This is a genomic window from Mesorhizobium sp. M0621, from assembly GCF_040320745.1.
Lineage (GTDB): Bacteria > Pseudomonadota > Alphaproteobacteria > Rhizobiales > Rhizobiaceae > Mesorhizobium.
Window position 1 is genome coordinate 1 of the sequence record NZ_JAMYQF010000019.1, and the last position, 15,136, is coordinate 15,136.

General features: G+C 63.0%; 20 protein-coding genes. 16 read left to right on the forward strand and 4 right to left on the reverse strand.

Going from position 1 to position 15,136, the window contains the following annotated elements; all coding sequences use genetic code 11:
- Window positions 1-204: hypothetical protein (locus NKI38_RS15295; RefSeq protein ID WP_352658884.1), on the forward strand; the 204-nt coding region annotated here is incomplete at its 5' end.
- 118 nt (window positions 205-322) lie between these two features.
- Here NKI38_RS15295 and gcvA read toward each other — a convergent pair.
- On the reverse strand, window positions 323-1,222 hold the full coding sequence (gcvA, locus tag NKI38_RS15300) for a transcriptional regulator GcvA (protein ID WP_352658886.1): 900 nt from the start codon (window positions 1,220-1,222) through the stop codon (window positions 323-325).
- Between the two features lie 127 nt (window positions 1,223-1,349).
- Between gcvA and NKI38_RS15305 the strand changes: the two genes are divergently transcribed.
- Window positions 1,350-2,054 (forward strand): SDR family oxidoreductase, encoded by a 705-nt coding sequence (locus tag NKI38_RS15305; protein WP_352658888.1) that lies wholly within the window; start codon window positions 1,350-1,352, stop codon window positions 2,052-2,054.
- A 43-nt stretch (window positions 2,055-2,097) separates the two neighbouring features.
- The gene (locus NKI38_RS15310) at window positions 2,098-3,156 is read left to right on the forward strand and encodes a Gfo/Idh/MocA family protein (RefSeq protein ID WP_352658890.1); all 1,059 of its coding nucleotides are present in this window, start codon (window positions 2,098-2,100) and stop codon (window positions 3,154-3,156) included.
- A 50-nt stretch (window positions 3,157-3,206) separates the two neighbouring features.
- Here NKI38_RS15310 and NKI38_RS15315 read toward each other — a convergent pair whose 3' ends face one another.
- The gene (locus NKI38_RS15315; protein WP_352658892.1) at window positions 3,207-3,686 is read right to left on the reverse strand and encodes an Lrp/AsnC family transcriptional regulator; all 480 of its coding nucleotides are present in this window, start codon (window positions 3,684-3,686) and stop codon (window positions 3,207-3,209) included.
- A gap of 108 nt (window positions 3,687-3,794) precedes the next feature.
- On the opposite strand from NKI38_RS15315, the gene NKI38_RS15320 reads away from it, so the two are divergent.
- The gene (locus NKI38_RS15320; RefSeq protein ID WP_352658894.1) at window positions 3,795-4,334 is read left to right on the forward strand and encodes an RBBP9/YdeN family alpha/beta hydrolase; all 540 of its coding nucleotides are present in this window, start codon (window positions 3,795-3,797) and stop codon (window positions 4,332-4,334) included.
- Between the two features lie 2 nt (window positions 4,335-4,336).
- Here the strand turns inward: NKI38_RS15320 and NKI38_RS15325 are convergent, their stop codons facing one another.
- A complete protein-coding gene (locus NKI38_RS15325) occupies window positions 4,337-4,933 on the reverse strand; it encodes a DUF922 domain-containing Zn-dependent protease (protein ID WP_352658896.1) in 597 nt (198 codons plus the stop codon).
- Between the two features lie 105 nt (window positions 4,934-5,038).
- On the opposite strand from NKI38_RS15325, the gene NKI38_RS15330 reads away from it, so the two are divergent.
- Entirely contained in the window at window positions 5,039-5,533 is a 495-nt protein-coding gene (locus NKI38_RS15330) for a hypothetical protein (protein WP_352658898.1), read from the forward strand.
- 155 nt (window positions 5,534-5,688) lie between these two features.
- Window positions 5,689-6,888 (forward strand): aminotransferase-like domain-containing protein, encoded by a 1,200-nt coding sequence (locus NKI38_RS15335; protein WP_352659064.1) that lies wholly within the window; start codon window positions 5,689-5,691, stop codon window positions 6,886-6,888.
- 30 nt (window positions 6,889-6,918) lie between these two features.
- Here NKI38_RS15335 and NKI38_RS15340 read toward each other — a convergent pair whose 3' ends face one another.
- A complete protein-coding gene (locus tag NKI38_RS15340; RefSeq protein ID WP_352658900.1) occupies window positions 6,919-7,275 on the reverse strand; it encodes a hypothetical protein in 357 nt (118 codons plus the stop codon).
- Between the two features lie 264 nt (window positions 7,276-7,539).
- Between NKI38_RS15340 and NKI38_RS15345 the strand changes: the two genes are divergently transcribed.
- From NKI38_RS15345 to NKI38_RS15390, 10 genes are all read left to right on the forward strand, one after another.
- Window positions 7,540-7,968 carry a VOC family protein gene (locus NKI38_RS15345; RefSeq protein ID WP_352658902.1) on the forward strand — a complete coding sequence of 143 codons (429 nt, stop codon included), beginning with the start codon at window positions 7,540-7,542 and terminating at the stop codon, window positions 7,966-7,968.
- 142 nt (window positions 7,969-8,110) lie between these two features.
- Window positions 8,111-8,626: a hypothetical protein gene (locus NKI38_RS15350; protein WP_352658903.1), complete on the forward strand. Its 516-nt coding sequence runs from the start codon at window positions 8,111-8,113 to the stop codon at window positions 8,624-8,626.
- Window positions 8,627-8,847: 221 nt separating this feature from the next.
- Entirely contained in the window at window positions 8,848-9,411 is a 564-nt protein-coding gene (locus NKI38_RS15355) for a C39 family peptidase (RefSeq protein ID WP_502899318.1), read from the forward strand.
- A gap of 23 nt (window positions 9,412-9,434) precedes the next feature.
- On the forward strand, window positions 9,435-10,502 hold the full coding sequence (locus tag NKI38_RS15360; protein ID WP_352658906.1) for a D-alanine--D-alanine ligase family protein: 1,068 nt from the start codon (window positions 9,435-9,437) through the stop codon (window positions 10,500-10,502).
- A gap of 129 nt (window positions 10,503-10,631) precedes the next feature.
- The gene (locus NKI38_RS15365) at window positions 10,632-10,991 is read left to right on the forward strand and encodes an SPW repeat protein (protein ID WP_352658907.1); all 360 of its coding nucleotides are present in this window, start codon (window positions 10,632-10,634) and stop codon (window positions 10,989-10,991) included.
- A 176-nt stretch (window positions 10,992-11,167) separates the two neighbouring features.
- A complete protein-coding gene (locus NKI38_RS15370) occupies window positions 11,168-12,541 on the forward strand; it encodes an NfeD family protein (RefSeq protein ID WP_352658909.1) in 1,374 nt (457 codons plus the stop codon).
- Window positions 12,538-13,302 carry a slipin family protein gene (locus tag NKI38_RS15375; RefSeq protein WP_352658911.1) on the forward strand — a complete coding sequence of 255 codons (765 nt, stop codon included), beginning with the start codon at window positions 12,538-12,540 and terminating at the stop codon, window positions 13,300-13,302. The genes NKI38_RS15370 and NKI38_RS15375 overlap by 4 nt, the downstream gene beginning before the upstream one ends.
- Before the next feature lie 489 nt (window positions 13,303-13,791).
- Complete coding sequence (locus NKI38_RS15380; RefSeq protein WP_352633817.1) at window positions 13,792-14,226, forward strand: hypothetical protein; 435 nt, start codon at window positions 13,792-13,794, stop codon at window positions 14,224-14,226.
- A 221-nt stretch (window positions 14,227-14,447) separates the two neighbouring features.
- A complete protein-coding gene (locus NKI38_RS15385) occupies window positions 14,448-14,636 on the forward strand; it encodes a type II toxin-antitoxin system HicA family toxin (RefSeq protein WP_352658913.1) in 189 nt (62 codons plus the stop codon).
- 13 nt (window positions 14,637-14,649) lie between these two features.
- A complete protein-coding gene (locus tag NKI38_RS15390; RefSeq protein ID WP_352633815.1) occupies window positions 14,650-15,084 on the forward strand; it encodes a type II toxin-antitoxin system HicB family antitoxin in 435 nt (144 codons plus the stop codon).
- Window positions 15,085-15,136: the final 52 nt, after the last annotated feature.

The following is a 15,136-nucleotide window of genomic DNA, read 5'->3' on the forward strand; positions in this document are numbered from 1 at the left end:
CTCGACAACCAGAGAGAAGACGGACAAACCCCGTTTTACGGGGCATGCACATGCGGCATTTCGATTCACTCAAAACTTTCCCCGGACAGCCCTGCCGTGAACGGGGAGAAGGATGCTGTCATGGCCGGTTTCGCCAATCGCCAGCGTTGCGGAAAGAGCTTCTTTCTCCCCGTTCACGGGGAGAAATGCCCGGCAGGGCAATGAGGGGCGGCGCTGCCTTCGACAACTGAAACGACCGGGTTTGCATTGGTTGTGAATTTGTGGCCGTCGCCTCTACCTATGCCTCGATCGCCAATGTGAAGCCCGACGCCTTGCTGCCGATCTAGACCGGCGGCTGTTCCCCCGCATCCAGCAGCCACTGCCGCACGGCTTGCGTCGGCTGCGGATGGCGCTGCTTTCTCGGCATCACGACATAAAAATCCTGCGTGCCACGCATTTCACCGCTGACCGGCTGAACCAAGCGGCCGGCGGCAAGGTCGGCGGCGACGAGAAAGCGGCTGGCCAGCGCTATGCCCTGGCCGGCGATGGCCGCGTCGATGGCGAGGCTTGTCTGGTTGAAGCGCATGCGTTTGAGCTCGGTCGTCATCTTTAGGCCGACCGCCTTTTCCATGAACTCCGGCCACAGATTGTGGGCGTCGTGCAGCAGGACATGATGCTGGATTTCTGCGGCCGCGATCCCGACCGTGCCGGCCGGAAGCAGGGCAGGGCTGCAGACGGCGATGATCTGCTGGGGAAACAACAGGTCGACGATCAGGCCGGCGCCGAAGGGCGGGCGGCCCTGGCGCACCGCGATGTCGACGCCATCGGCCTGAAAGCTCGACAGGCTTTCGCTGGCCAGGACGCGCAGGTCGACCAGCGGGTTGTGCACCACAAAATCCTGCAGCCGGGGGATCAGCCATTTGGTGGCGAAGCTTGGCGTCACGCTGATCGTCAGCCGCGCCGGCTCGGGGCGAAGCAGAAGCGTCGCCTCCGAGATCAGGTCGAAGGCGCGGCGGATGTTGGGCACATAAGCGCGGCCCTCGTCGGTCAGCGCCAGGCCGCGCGGCAGCCGCTCGAACAGTTTTGTGCCGAGGTCCGCCTCCAGCCCGCGGATGTGCTGGGCCACCGCCCCTTGCGTGACGTTGAGTTCCTCGGCGGCGATGCGGAAGTTGAGATGACGCGCCGAGGCTTCGAAGGCGCGCAGCGCATTCAACGGCGGCAGGCTGAGGAAGGCTTCGGGCATGCAGGAGTTTTTCTACAGGTTGATTTCAGGCATTCTGGTTCGAACCGATGCTGAAAACCAGCTATATCAACGCTCAATTCCCGAAAACACCGCTTGCGGTGCCTGGCAACCCGAGAAGGAAAATCCAATGAGTGTAGAAAAAGTGGCTGTTGTCGTGGCCGGCGGCAGCGGCATGGGTGCGGCGGCGGCGAAGCGGCTGGCGGCGGACGGCTTCAAGGTCGCCATCCTGTCCTCCTCGGGCAAGGGCGAGGCGCTGGCCAAGGAGCTGGGCGGGCTCGGCGTCACCGGCTCCAACCAGTCGAACGACGATCTGCAGCGCCTGGTCGACCTGACGCTCGAGCGCTATGGCCGCATCGACGTGCTGGTCAACAGCGGCGGCCACGGGCCGCGTGCGCCGATCCTCGAGATCACCGACGAGCAGTGGCACACCGGCATGGATGTCTATCTGATGAACGTCGTCAGGCCGGTGCGCATCGTGGCGCCGCAGATGGTCAAGCAGAAGGGCGGCGCGATCATCAACATCTCGACGGCCTGGGTGGTCGAGCCGAGCCCGATGTTCCCGACTTCGGCTGTGTTCCGTGCCGGTCTTGCCGCCTACACCAAGATCTTCGCCAACACTTATGCCGCGGACAATGTGCGCATGAACAACGTGCTGCCCGGCTGGATCGACAGCCTGCCGGCCACCGAGGAGCGTCGTGACAGCGTGCCGATGCAGCGCTACGGAACTTCCGAAGAGATCGCCGCGACCATCGCTTTCCTGGCGTCCGAAGGCGCCGGCTACATCACCGGCCAGAACATCCGGGTCGACGGCGGCATCATCCGCGCTATTTGAGGGCGTCGATCGGACGGGGGTCGATATCTCCAAGGAGCAATAAATGCGGCTTTTGATACTCGGCACCGGCTGGATGGCGCAGGAACATGCACGGCGCTTCAGCGCCATCGAGGGCGTCGACATTGTCGCCGCCGTCGATGTCGATCCGGGGCGCGTCGGCGACTTCGCCGACAGCTTCAACATTCCCAACCGCTTCACCTCGCTGGAGGAGGCGCTGACATGGGGCGCCTTCGACGCGGTGGCCAATGTCACGCCGGACCGCATGCATCACCCGACCACCATGATGCTGATCGCCGCCGGCAAGCCGGTGCTGTGCGAGAAGCCGCTGGCCGAAAATTTTAGCAAGGCCACCGAGATGGCCGACGCCGCCGAGGCCGCCGGCATCGTCAACATGGTGAACCTGACCTATCGCAATGTCGCCGCACTCCAGAGGGCCCGCCAGATGGTGCAGGCGGGCGAGATCGGCACGGTCAGGCACGTCGAGGCGTCCTATCTGCAAAGCTGGCTGGTGTCGAAATTCTGGGGCGACTGGCGCACCGATCCAAAATGGCTGTGGCGCCTGTCGCGCGGCCACGGTTCGAACGGCGTGCTCGGCGATGTCGGCATCCACATTCTCGATTTCGCCAGCTATGGTGCGGCGCTCGACATCGACCATGTCTTCTGCCGTCTGCGCAGCTTCGACAAGGCACCCGGCAACCGTATCGGCGACTACGGGCTCGACGCTAATGACAGCTTCGCCATGACGCTGGATTTTTCCAATGGCGCTTTCGGCGTGGTGCATGCCAGCCGGTGGGCGACCGGCCATCTCAACGAGCTGCGGTTGCGAATCTATGGCGAAAAGGGCGGCATCGAGGTGGTGCACAATCTCGACGGCTCGGCGCTCAAGGTCTGCGTCGGCGACAATGTCGAGAACGCCATATGGGAAGAGGTCGACGCCGGCACGGTGGCGACCAACTACCAGCGTTTCGTCGATGCGGTGCGAACCGGCGTGCAGGCCGAACCGTCATTCCACCATGCGGCCGAATTGCAGAAGGTGCTGGATCTGGCTGTCGTCTCGGACGAGAAGCGTGCGGAGTTGAGGGCGAGCGCGGATACGCATTGAGGGAAAATGGCCAGCCGCCAGAGGCGGTCAGGCGTGCGGCGGCGTCTGATCTAGCCGCGCGGGCGTCTGATCAGCGCGCGGCCGATCGGCTTCGGCGTCTCGCTGCGCAGCACCAGCGCTGTCGTGACCGAACCGTGACGCGCCACCGCATCGACGATGGTTTCGAGCTGCGCCGGCGAGGGAACGAGGACCTTGAGGATGAAGCAATCCTCGCCGGTCAGCCGGTGCACCTCGGTGATCTCAGGCATCTCGGCGAACTGCTTCAGACAGGGGCGGATATGCTCATGCGTGGTGCGCACCCGTATGATGGCCATCATGCCGAGACCAAGGGCCGCCGGATCGATCACCGCGGTGTAGCCGGCAATGACGCCACGCTCCTCCAGCCGTTTCACCCGCTCGGAAGTCGCCGGCTGTGACAGGCCGACCCGGCGGCCAAGCTCGGACATGCCGATGCGGCCGTTCTCCTGCATCGCTTCGAGGATGGCAATGTCGGTCGGATCGAACTCCGTGCGCTCATCGCTGTTTTTCATGGTCACCTTGAATCCATCGGAAATGCCTGGGCTTCTCCGATGGTTTCCTATTTTTATTGCCAGAGCAAGACGTCAGAATGCTCGCTTGATCGATAGGAGCAAGGCGACATGACGCACTTCATTATCCTGCCCGGCAGCGGTGGTTCCGGTCCGGCGCATTGGCAATCGCGCTGGGAAGATGCCAATCCGGCGATGCGGCGTTTCCAGCCGTCAAGCTGGGACCTTCCCGATCTCACCGACTGGCTGGCGGCGCTGGAGCGGGCGGTGAGCGAGGCGCCCGAGCCGCCGGTGCTGGTCGCGCACAGCCTGTCCTGCCTGTTGATTGCCCATTGGCAGAAGATCTCGCGGCGGCCGGCCAGGGCGGCCCTGCTGGTCGGCGTTCCCGACCCGACGTCCGCCGTCTTCCCTGGATATGGCATGGCTTTCGCCGAAATTCCGCAAGGGCGACTGCGCTTTGCCTCGCTGGTGGTGGCCAGCACAAACGATCCGTATGGCTCGCCGGAGTATGCAGAGGCGAGGGCGACGCAATGGGGCAGCCGTCTTGCCGTCATCGGCCCCGCCGGCCACATCAATGCCGAGAGCGGATTGGGAGACTGGCCGGAAGGTCTCGATCTTCTCGAAGGGCTCGTTTCCGAGGCCCAGGGGTAGCGTCAGCCGCCATTCACCAAAGCGAGAATGAGTTTTTGCAGATTGCCGCCCTGGCCGAGTTCGACGCGGTCGAAATCGCGGCTGGCTTGCCGCTGCGCCTGTGACAGTTCGGACAGGCGCCTGGTCATCTCGGTGCGGATCTTGCTGCATTTGGCATCGTCAGCAACGCTGAGGCCGACGGTCGCCGTCTCGATCTTGCGCACCATGTCGATGATATCGGCGCCGTGCACCTTCTCGTGGGCGCTGACGCCGGCGATGAAAACCTCCCAGTTCCTCTGGATGGCAGGCGGCAGCGGCGCCGAGGGGCTTGGCAATGTGTAGGTGATGATGAGCTTCGGCCGCGCCGTCGCCAGCATGCAGGCGCCGGCCCGCGTTTGATAGTCCCGGGTCCAGGTCAGCTTGAAATTGGTGTGGGCGATGGCACGGGTGATGCCGAGCTTAGGCCCGTTTTCGCCGATCGAGCGATAGAGTTCCGGCCCGGACTGGCCTGATATGGCGTAGGTCTCGACCTTCTCGACCGGCTTCCAGTCGGCATGGGCGGCGAGCGGCAAGGCTAGAAGCGCGGCGATCGACAGACCCAGACGAACACAGGCTTTCAATGCCACTCTCCGCGAAATCAGGACCGGCGCCGAACCAGGCGATGTCACCGGATGGCTTTTCCTATATGCTGCCTGCGGGCACCGCAATTGCCGGAGGGGGAAGTCATGAGAGCTGGATATCTCGTCGTCGCCGGTGCGTTGGCAGTCCTGCAGGCCATGCAGCCGGCCTTCGCGGCCTCCTGCGGCGGCTGGGCCGCCAAAATGGAGGAAGACGAGGGCGGCAGCATGCTCACCGCCTCGGTCTGCGGCGGGCCGAAAGGTGACGCGCATCTGATGCTGACCTGCTTCGGCACGCCGGTGCTGAGCTATGACCTCGGCGCCACCGGCCAGCAGCTGGAGCCGGGCATCAGCGGTTCGTTCGAGTTCAAGGCCGACGGCAAGGCGGTGACCAAGACCTTGCAGTTGGAGGCCATGTACAACTATTTCGTGGCGGACCTAGCCCGGGCCGACCCGCTGCTGGACCTGCTGCGCGGGAAGGGCGATGTGCTGGTCAGCGCCGCCAAATACGGCCAGACCAGTTTTCCGCTGAAGGGCTCCAGTGCCGCCATCGGCAAGGTGCTGGCGCAGTGCGGCAAGGCAGCGCCCGCGGACGGGGATTGAGCGGCGGGCGGCGGCCCGCGCGCCTTCGTCGCCCCGGCGGTGACTGGCGTATAGCGGAAGGCTTTCAGGCTCTATTCAAATCGCCCCAAAAAGCAGATATAGGTCAGCTAGGTTGACCTAAATAGAATTGTCGCGGGAGGCGTGACTTGACCCTGATGAACCTGTTGGCTTCGCGCTCATCGCGCATGAAAGCGTCCGAAATCCGCGAACTCTTGAAGTTGCTCGACCAGCCCGACATCATCTCGTTTGCCGGCGGCATTCCCGATCCGGCGCTGTTTCCGGCCGCAGCGATCCGCGACGCCTATGCCGATGTGCTTGGCGGCGCGGAGGCGGGTGCGGCGCTGCAGTACCAGGTCTCGGAAGGCTATCTGCCGTTGCGGCGCTGGCTGGCCGGGCAGATGGGCAAGCTCGGCGTTGCCTGCGAAGAGGCCAACATCTTCATCACCTCCGGCTCGCAGCAGGCGCTGGATTATCTCGGCAAACTGTTCCTGTCGCCGGGCGATACCGCGCTGGTGACATGGCCGACCTATCTCGGCGCGCTGCAGGCTTTCAACGCCTATGAGCCTCGCTACGACCGGCTGACCCCGGCGGGCGGCAACATGACGCCCGATGCCTATCGTGCGGCCGCGGCTTCGAATGGCGGCAAGGCCAAGTTCGCCTATCTGGTGCCGGATTTTGCCAATCCGACGGGCAACACGCTGGACCGAAAGCAGCGCGAAGCGGTGCTCGACCTTGCCGGCGAACTCGACATCGCCGTCATCGAGGACGCCGCCTATCGCGCGCTGCGTTACGATGGCGAAGGCGTGCCGCCGATCCTGGCGCTCGACTGTGCGCGGTCCGGCGGCATCGACAAGGCGCGCACGCTTTATTGCGGCTCGTTCTCGAAAATCCTGTCGCCGGGCATGCGCGTCGGCTGGGTGTGCGCGCCGCGCCATATCGTCGAGAAGCTGGTGCTGATGAAGCAGGCCTCGGATCTGCACAGCCCGTCGATCAACCAGGTGGTGATGCACCGCGTTGCCGAAGCGGTGTTCGACGACCAGGTCGAGAAGCTCATCGGCGCCTATCGCGAACGCCGCGACGGGCTGCTCGCGGCACTGGAAGCCCACATGCCGGCAGGCGTAACCTGGAGCCGTCCGGAAGGCGGCATGTTCGTCTGGATGACGCTACCCGAGGGCCGCGACGCCACCGCGTTGCTGGCGCGGTCGGTAAAGAAGGCGCGCGTCGCCTTCGTGCCCGGCAATGCCTTTTATGCCGACGGCACCGGCCGCAACACGCTGCGGCTGTCCTTCACGCTCGCCGACCGGCGCGCGGTGAGCGAGGGCATCCCGCGGCTGGCGGCCATCTTGAAGGAATAGGCTTCCGCCGGAATTCAGCAGGCCCGGTTGCTATGCCGGCACGTTCATCAGGTGCTTGAGCTTGGAAAGCCTGGTGCGAGCCAGCTTGCGAAGTTGTTTTTCGAACCCTTCCTCGCCGGTTCCGACGACGAAGACCAATGTCTTGAAGTCCAGCATGAACTCGTCGATCGCTGCTGTGACCTTGTCTGATCCGCCCTTGAAACGACGCAGCAATACGTTCGCTTCTTCGACATCGTCGGCACCTGCTCTGTCGACGAGCGCTTCGAGCCTTTGAAAACTATCCAATTCCAATTCCTCCCGGCCGCGCCACAAAACTTGGCTCCGGACAAAAAGTTCCAAGCTGAACGGGATTTTCCTGCCCGGCGCATCATGCGGCTTGCGTAACAAACAGCTCGCCGGCGGGCTTTTTTCGTTCCGGTGGAACCTCCGCGGCAAATCGGAGTTCTCACCATGTCTGACCCCCCGCAGACAAATGAAAGCCTCTTGTATCGGCTTTCCAAAAGCCCGCCGGATCCCCTCCCGGCGGGCTTCTTGTTTGAAAGATGGACCATGGCACCATCAGTGGACTTGCGGCGAGGCGACGGTCATGCGTTCGCATTGACGGCGTCCTGTCCGAACCTAAATTCGAAAGGCTCACGAGGAGGAGTTTGCATGGAAACCCAGGAATTGCATCGCGGTCGGCTCATCGACCATATCCAGTTGGTGGTCAGAGATCTCCCGGCCAGCCGGCGTTTCTACGAAGCGGTCTTCGAGGTGCTCGATATCCCGATCGGCGGCACCGGCGACGGCTATTTCTGGGCCGACGAGTTGTTTATCTCCAGTGCCGACAGCCCTGCAGCGTTGGGAAAACTCACCGGCCGCCATCATCTCGCCTTCCAGGCAAAGAACCACGCCATGGTCGAGGCCTTCCACAAGGCCGGGCTCGCCGGCGGCGGCAAGGACAATGGCGCGCCGGGCGAACGGCCCTATCATCCCGGCTATTACGCCGCCTTCCTGCTCGACCCGGACGGCAACAACATCGAAGCCGTCCATCACGGTCCGCACACGCGCAGCGCCGCTTCGGTGAAGATCACCTTCTAGGCTGGAGAGACGCCGCTTTGCGTTGCCAATTTGGTGGCGCCGATGCTAACCGTGCAGACGGCTGGCGGGAATCGGCATCGAAGCAACGCTCGCCACAAATGTCTCGATAAAACTCCCCTTACACCCCGTGGAGACTATTTTTATGCAAAGCCTAACCAAGGCGATCCGTGTCGGCGCACTTTTATTTGCGATCGGGACCATCGGTTTGCCAAACATATTATCGGTTGCTTATATCTCGTCGGCGCAAGCTCAGGAAGAGTATCTTCCGACCCAGAAGGATTTTGTCGGCAAATGGAAACTGAACGGTGGAGCCATCCGGCCGCCGCGCGACATGACGGATGCGCCCACGCCGGAACAAGAGGCTGCCGCCAGTGAGTTCCAGCAGACGGTGACCGCGTTTTACGGCGCGTTCGACTACCTGGAGATCACGGCGGACGGCCGCTACAATTTTCACCAACCCGGTGATCCGGCGTCGGGGCTCTGCGTCTGGTGCGGGACCTGGTCCTTTGCCAACAGTTCGGCGTGGCTCAAGCTGGAAACGGCGCCCAGGCTGGATATCTACGCCAAGGACGGCGACATGCAGATGACCTACACTTCCGAACCCGACGAAAAATCGAAATACGCCTGGCTGGTTTTCGGCTGGACGAAGGCCGAGTAAGCGGCGGCGCCCGCTGCATAGACGTTTTGACGGGTCGCTTGCGTTCGCTTCGTCATCCTCGGGTCTGCGCCGCGTCGCTTCGCTCCTGCTTCGCCCGGGGATGACGACGTTGGAGCTTTTCATCCATCTCGTATCCTCGTATACGAGATGCTGCCGAGGAGCCCGTTGTGAGTCCACTGCCTGAAACCGTGCCGTTTTTCAGCCAGTGGGAAACGCCAGACATGACGATGGACGTGCTCGCCGATGGCCCCCAAGTGGCGCTCAGGCGCGATCCCCTGTGGCAGGGATCGGGAGCGGAAACGCTGGACGAATACGCGGTCTGGGCCGCCAATATCTGCGGCATGGCATGTCTGAAGATGATCCTGGCAAGCCGCGGCGAGATCGTGCCGACGATCGAGCTTGCCAGGCGATGCACTGGATATGGCGGCTATGTCGTCAACGAGGGATCGATCAAGGGGCTGATCTACGCGCCCTTCGTCAGCTTCGTGGACGAGGTCTTCGGCCTGCGGGCCGAAGTGATGACCAATGTCGCGACAGCGGACATACCTGCGATCCTTTCGCGCTCCCGCTTCTTCATCGCTTCGGTCAGCAGCTCTATCCGCTGGCCCGAGCGCGAGCCGCCCTCGAAGGGCGGCCATCTGGTGCTGGTCACCGCTGCGTCGGATGAAGATTTCCGCTTTCACAATCCGTCCGGCCATACCAGTGCCACACAGGCAAACGCAGTGTTGGCGCCAGCCGATTTCGACCGTTTCTTCGCCAATCGCGGCATTGCCGTCGCCATTTGATTTCTGACAGTTGAGGGATTTCGATGACCGCTAAGACAAGAGTAGCCATCCTCTATGGCGGGCGTTCGGCCGAACATGACGTGTCGCGCCTTTCGGCTGCCAATGTGCTGAAGGCGATCGACCGGACACGCTACGACATCGTGCCGATCGCCGTTTCCCGCAGCGGCAGATGGCTGCTGCAGCAGTCGGCCGCCGGCGACGGGGCAGGGGCGCCGGCATCCGAGGACGGCATCGAGGTCGCGCTGCTGCCCGGCGGCAAGGGCAGGCTGGTCGCCGTGTCGCCGGATGGAACGCAGCCTGATCCCGTCGATGTCGTCTTTCCCGTCCTGCACGGGCCGTTCGGCGAAGATGGCTCGGTGCAGGGTTATGCGGAAGTCGCCGATGTCGCCTATGTCGGCTGCGGCATCCTCGCTTCGGCCGCGGCCATGGACAAGGAGATCGCCAAGCGGCTGATGCGCGAGGCCGGGCTGGCGGTTGCCCGCTCGCTGACCTTGCGGCGCGGTGAGCGCGTGTCCTTCGAGGATGTCGCGGTAAAGCTCGGCCTGCCGGTATTCGTCAAGCCGGCGCGCCAGGGCTCATCCTTCGGGGTCAGCAAGGCAACCGACAGTGCCGGCTTCACTGCTGCCGTCGAGGCGGCTTTCCAGCATGACAGCAAGGTCTTGGTGGAGGAGTTCGTCGAAGGCCGCGAGATCGAGTTCTCGGTGCTGGAGCGGGCCGACGGCACGCTGACGGTGTCGCTGCCCGGCGAGATCATTCCAGCCGGCAAGCACGGCTTCTACACCTATGAGGCCAAATATCTCGATGCCGACGGCGCGGTGGTCAAGGTGCCCGCCGATGTCCCGGCTTCGGTTGCAGACAAGGCCAGGGGGATGGCGCGGCAGGCCTTTCAGGCGCTCGGCTGCGAAGCCATGGCGCGCGTCGATTTCTTCCTGCGTGCCGACGGCAGCCTGCTGATTAACGAGGTCAACACCATTCCCGGTTTCACCGACATCTCGATGTACGCCAAGGCGCTGGCGGCATCAGGCGTCGGTTACAGTCAGATCATCGACGTGCTGATCGAGCACGCACTGGCAAGGCATGCGGGGCGCTGATCCCGTCCGGGAGCGGAGCGGTCGCTGGTCAAGCCTTGAAGGCCATGTGAAGCGTAGTTACATCAATTATTGAGCGTGCGTTGCACGCGAACTTAACGCTTTGGTCAAGCTTCATCTATGGAGGTTGTCATGGCTAATACACTCATGGAAGGAAAGAAGAGCCAGGACTGGCTCAATCTGGTCCTTGCCATCTGTCTGTTCATCTCACCCTGGATAATCGGCTTCGCTGCTGCAACCGCTCCCGCATGGAACGCCTGGATTGTTGGTGTCGTGCTGGGCGTCATGGCTCTGGCGACGCTCGCCGCATTCGCCGAGTGGGAAGAATGGGTTAATGTCGTTCTCGGGCTCTGGCTGATCGTTTCGCCCTGGTTTCTCGATTTCATGGCGAACGGGTACGCGATGGCCACCCATGTCATTCTCGGCGTGCTGGTGGTTGCGGTATCAGGTTGGGCCGTCTGGGACTTCCGTCATCCGCACGCGCATGCGTGACCGGTGAAAGGGTGGGGGTCCGGCGCGCGAGTGGCGGGCTCCTCCGGATTTGAATTTACGCGCCCATGCGTTGCCGTCCAGGCCGCGCAGAGAGTGGGGTTGTGGCTTGCAGTCCTGCGGCCGCGCCATGGATTTTGGTGGGATCGGGCCCATATCCTGCCCAGGGAGTTTTGAGCGTGAACCTCGCGCGGATGGCGGTTCTTGCCGCGGCTCTCATGGCCGCCGCGGTCGCCAGTCCCTCTTCCGTAACCGGAGAGGCGACGCAGAAGCTGGCGTTGCGCGTCGAGATGGACGGCGCCATCGGTCCGGCGAGCGCGAGGCAGCTCAAGGAAGCGTTGGCCAAGGCCGCCGAGCGGCACGCCGAAGTTCTCATCCTCGAGATCGACACACCAGGCGGGCTGGTCACCTCGATGCGCGAGATGATCGCCGATATCCTTGCCTCGCCCGTTCCCGTCATCGGCTATGTCGCGCCGGCCGGCGCGCATGCGGCAAGTGCCGGAACCTATATTCTTTATGCGACCCATGTCGCGGCGATGGCGCCCGGCACCAATCTAGGCGCCGCTACACCGGTCGAGCTTGGCGGGTTGCCGTCCCTTCCCGGTGGCGGCGACCAGAACAAGGACGACCAGAAGAACGCCACCGGACCGCCGGCGGGCGACGCGATGATGACCAAGGTGACGAACGACGCGGTTGCCTTGATCCGTTCGCTCGCCGAACTGCGCGGTCGCAATGCCGACTGGGGTGAAAAGGCCGTGCGCGAGGCGGCCAGCCTTTCCGCCGGCGCGGCACTTCAGGCACATGTCGTCGACCTCGTCGCCCACGACACGGCCGAACTGCTGCAGCTTGCCGACGGCCGCATGGTCGAGGTGGCCGGCAAGAAACAGGTGCTGGCGACCAAAGGCCTCCCGGTCGAGACGCTGGAGCCCGGCTGGCTGATCCGGCTTCTCGCCGTCATCACCGATCCCAACATCGCCGTCATCCTGATGCTTGCCGGCTTCTACGGCCTCATCTTCGAGTTCACCAGCCCCGGCGCGGTGGCTCCCGGCGTAATCGGCACCATCTGCCTTCTGCTCGGGCTCTATGCGCTCAACCTGTTGCCGATCAACTATGCCGGCCTTGCCCTGATGCTGCTTGGCATCGCCTTCCTCGTCATCGAGGCCTTCAATCCGACCGTGGTGCTTGGGCTTGGCGGCGTGGCCGCCTTCCTGCTCGGCGCCGCTATGCTGCTCAAGGTCGAGGGTCCCGGCTTCGAGATGTCATGGGCGGTCATCGGCACCGCCGCCGCGGTGACGCTTGGCCTGGCGCTGCTGGCCGGCAGCTATCTGTGGGCGGCGCGCAAGCGTCTGCCGCGTGTCGGCGCGCAGGCCATGCACGGACTGCCGGCCAAGATCCTCGACTGGTCGGGCAGCGAGGGCCATGTGCTGGCCCAGGGCGAGCGCTGGCGGGCGAAAGCCGACGAACCGCTCGCCCTGGGCGACAGCGTCGAGGTGGCCGATGTCAGGGATCTCGTGCTGACGGTTCGGCGCAGGAACAATGGAGCAAGGCAATGATCATCGGTTACGTGGCTTACCTGATACTCGCCCTTCTCGTGCTGATGTTCCTGTCCGCGGCCATTCGTATCCTGCGGGAATATGAGCGCGGCGTGGTCTTCACACTCGGCCGCTTCACCGGGGTGAAGGGCCCCGGCCTCATCCTCCTCGTTCCCTTCGTCCAGCAGATGGTGCGGGTCGACCTGCGCGTGGTGGTGCAGGACGTGCCGCCGCAGGACGTGATCTCGCGCGACAACGTCTCGGTGAAGGTCAACGCCGTGCTCTATTTCCGCATCGTCGACGCCGAGCGGGCGATCATCCAGGTCGAGGATTTCATGACCGCTACCAACCAGCTGGCGCAAACCACGTTGCGCTCGGTGCTCGGCAAGCACGAACTCGACGAGATGCTGGCCGAGCGCGACAAGTTGAACAGCGACATCCAGGAGATCCTGGACCAGCGGACCGATGCCTGGGGCATCAAGGTCTCCAACGTCGAGATCAAGCATGTCGACCTCAACGAGAGTATGGTCCGCGCCATCGCCAAACAGGCCGAGGCCGAAAGGCTGCGGCGCGCGAAGGTGATCAATGCCGATGGCGAGCAGCAGGCGGCGGCGAAGCTGGTCGAGGCCGGCAAGATGCTGGCGCAGGAGCCGCAGGCCATGCAGTTGCGCTATTTCGAGGCGCTGCACGACATCGCCGGCGAGCGATCGTCGACGGTGGTGTTTCCGCTGCCGGTGGACCTGCTCACGATCTTCAACAAAAAGCCGGACGGGGCCAAGTGAAGCGAATGATCATGACCATCGCCAGCGGTCCAGACCGGGACCGTATGCTTGGGCGGCACGTCGTTTTCATCCGGATTGGGGACCGGCTCTTCATCCGGAAGCCTGTCCGGATCCGGCTCGCGCATGGGCTTCGGTTCGGGAAGCGGCGGCGGCGGCGTGGGTACTGGAGCAGGCACTGGGTCGGGGTTAGGCAGAATGGCCATGAAGTAACTCCTGCGTGGGGGCTTGGTGGGTCATGGACATCGGCGGATGCCGACCAACCAGCGTCTCGACCAGGGCTGATGCGGGCAGAACGGTCGCGCTTGCGGATGGTTCCGATGCGGTTTCGATTGCGCCCCGGCCACGCGCTCACGAGCCGTACAGCGGAATGGAGCCATGCCGCCCAAAATGAATCGTCGTAGCGTGCATCTCCGGGTCTTGCCGACCCCACCGGGCGACATAATTTCATTAAAGGCTGAACCGAATTCAGCTGCTGAATAGGAGGCGTCCGTGAAGCATCAAACCGTTGACCAACTGAATGCCGTTGCCGACGTCCACGCCGAGGCAACCCATCTTCTCGCGACCCGAGGCGAACGCCTCGAACGCTGGGCGCAGCTTCTGGAGCAAAATCCCAACAGGTGCCTAGGAGCGCTGACGGGGACCGAGCACCAATCCGTGGAGACGCGCGAAAGAATGCGTTCCGCGGGATCACCGATCACAATTGCTTTCGAAGATCCGCTCTTTCGCGCGCTGGGCCTGAAAGAAGATACCTACGGTGAGGCCAAGCGCTTCTTCGAGCTGACCGATTGGCAGCTCCACGGAATCGTCTGCCATTGTCACGTAGGCGCCACGATGACGGCACGATGGGCCGCATCCCGTGTCCGCGCAGCAATGTCTGGAAGATCCGGTTTCTTCGCGTGGCTGCGAGAAGCGTTTATGCACTGAAGGCCGATGCCCGACTGGCGAACACCGCGCACGATGTCGAGCCGGGCTGAACGACTGCTTGAAGAACGATGAGGCGGCAGCGAGTCTCTCCGCCTCCTCGGTTGTGGTGGCTGGCGCCGCTTGTCGGCGAACCAGGGTAGATATTTTCTATATTTTTCAATTGGCTGCCTAGAGTCCACACTTCTGTTGACTTCCACATATGTGTGGACTACGCTATCTATGTGAACGCGAACGAACTCCGGCGCTGGCTCGCCAAGCAGGGATGCACCTTCGAAACCCATCGTGGTGGAAGCGGTCATCTGACTGTCCGTCTCAAAAATAGGGTTTCCCAGTTGCCCATGCACGGCGGCGGAAAGGAGCTCGGCACGCGCTTGGTCGAAAAGATCAAGAGGGACTTGGGGCTGAAATAGAGGAGCCTTTGTAATGTGGTATGAACTCACTCTCGCGCCCGATGACAATGATACCTGGCTGGTTACAGCGCCTCAATTCGACGAGGTTGTTTCTTATGGAAGTACGCAGGAGGAGGCCTGTGTAAACGGCCGGAACGCTATCGAGGAGGCTATCGCCGCTCGCATCGCAAATGGGGAGGATCTTCCCTTCCCGCTCAAGGAAACGTCAAGCAAGGGGCGGTTTGTAGAGGTTTCAGCGCTCGTCTTCCTGAAATCTGGGCTCTATATGCTCCTGAAGAGCAAGGGGTGGACTCGCGCCGATCTGATGCGTGAACTCAAATGCCAGCGCGAACATGTCGACCGGCTTTTCCGGCTCGATCATAACTCGCGGCTCGACTCGCTCGAAGAAGCGTTTAAGGCGCTCGGCTCTCCGCTGCGCTTTGACATGGAGTTCCCGCAAGCCGCTTGAACTTTCGTTATGAGAGGTGGCAGCGTCCCTTTCCATCATTTCTCACGCGAAC

What these genes read in the sequence shown, in the direction of transcription:
- gcvA (WP_352658886.1), bottom strand. Translation starts at nt 1,222, where the DNA reads ATGCCCGAAGCCTTCCTCAGCCTGCCGCCGTTGAATGCGCTGCGCGCC.
- NKI38_RS15305 (WP_352658888.1), top strand. Translation starts at nt 1,350, where the DNA reads ATGAGTGTAGAAAAAGTGGCTGTTGTCGTGGCCGGCGGCAGCGGCATG.
- NKI38_RS15310 (WP_352658890.1), top strand. Translation starts at nt 2,098, where the DNA reads ATGCGGCTTTTGATACTCGGCACCGGCTGGATGGCGCAGGAACATGCA.
- NKI38_RS15315 (WP_352658892.1), bottom strand. Translation starts at nt 3,686, where the DNA reads ATGAAAAACAGCGATGAGCGCACGGAGTTCGATCCGACCGACATTGCC.
- NKI38_RS15320 (WP_352658894.1), top strand. Translation starts at nt 3,795, where the DNA reads ATGACGCACTTCATTATCCTGCCCGGCAGCGGTGGTTCCGGTCCGGCG.
- NKI38_RS15330 (WP_352658898.1), top strand. Translation starts at nt 5,039, where the DNA reads ATGAGAGCTGGATATCTCGTCGTCGCCGGTGCGTTGGCAGTCCTGCAG.
- NKI38_RS15335 (WP_352659064.1), top strand. Translation starts at nt 5,689, where the DNA reads ATGAACCTGTTGGCTTCGCGCTCATCGCGCATGAAAGCGTCCGAAATC.
- NKI38_RS15345 (WP_352658902.1), top strand. Translation starts at nt 7,540, where the DNA reads ATGGAAACCCAGGAATTGCATCGCGGTCGGCTCATCGACCATATCCAG.
- NKI38_RS15350 (WP_352658903.1), top strand. Translation starts at nt 8,111, where the DNA reads ATGCAAAGCCTAACCAAGGCGATCCGTGTCGGCGCACTTTTATTTGCG.
- NKI38_RS15355 (WP_502899318.1), top strand. Translation starts at nt 8,848, where the DNA reads ATGACGATGGACGTGCTCGCCGATGGCCCCCAAGTGGCGCTCAGGCGC.
- NKI38_RS15360 (WP_352658906.1), top strand. Translation starts at nt 9,435, where the DNA reads ATGACCGCTAAGACAAGAGTAGCCATCCTCTATGGCGGGCGTTCGGCC.
- NKI38_RS15365 (WP_352658907.1), top strand. Translation starts at nt 10,632, where the DNA reads ATGGCTAATACACTCATGGAAGGAAAGAAGAGCCAGGACTGGCTCAAT.
- NKI38_RS15375 (WP_352658911.1), top strand. Translation starts at nt 12,538, where the DNA reads ATGATCATCGGTTACGTGGCTTACCTGATACTCGCCCTTCTCGTGCTG.
- NKI38_RS15390 (WP_352633815.1), top strand. Translation starts at nt 14,650, where the DNA reads ATGTGGTATGAACTCACTCTCGCGCCCGATGACAATGATACCTGGCTG.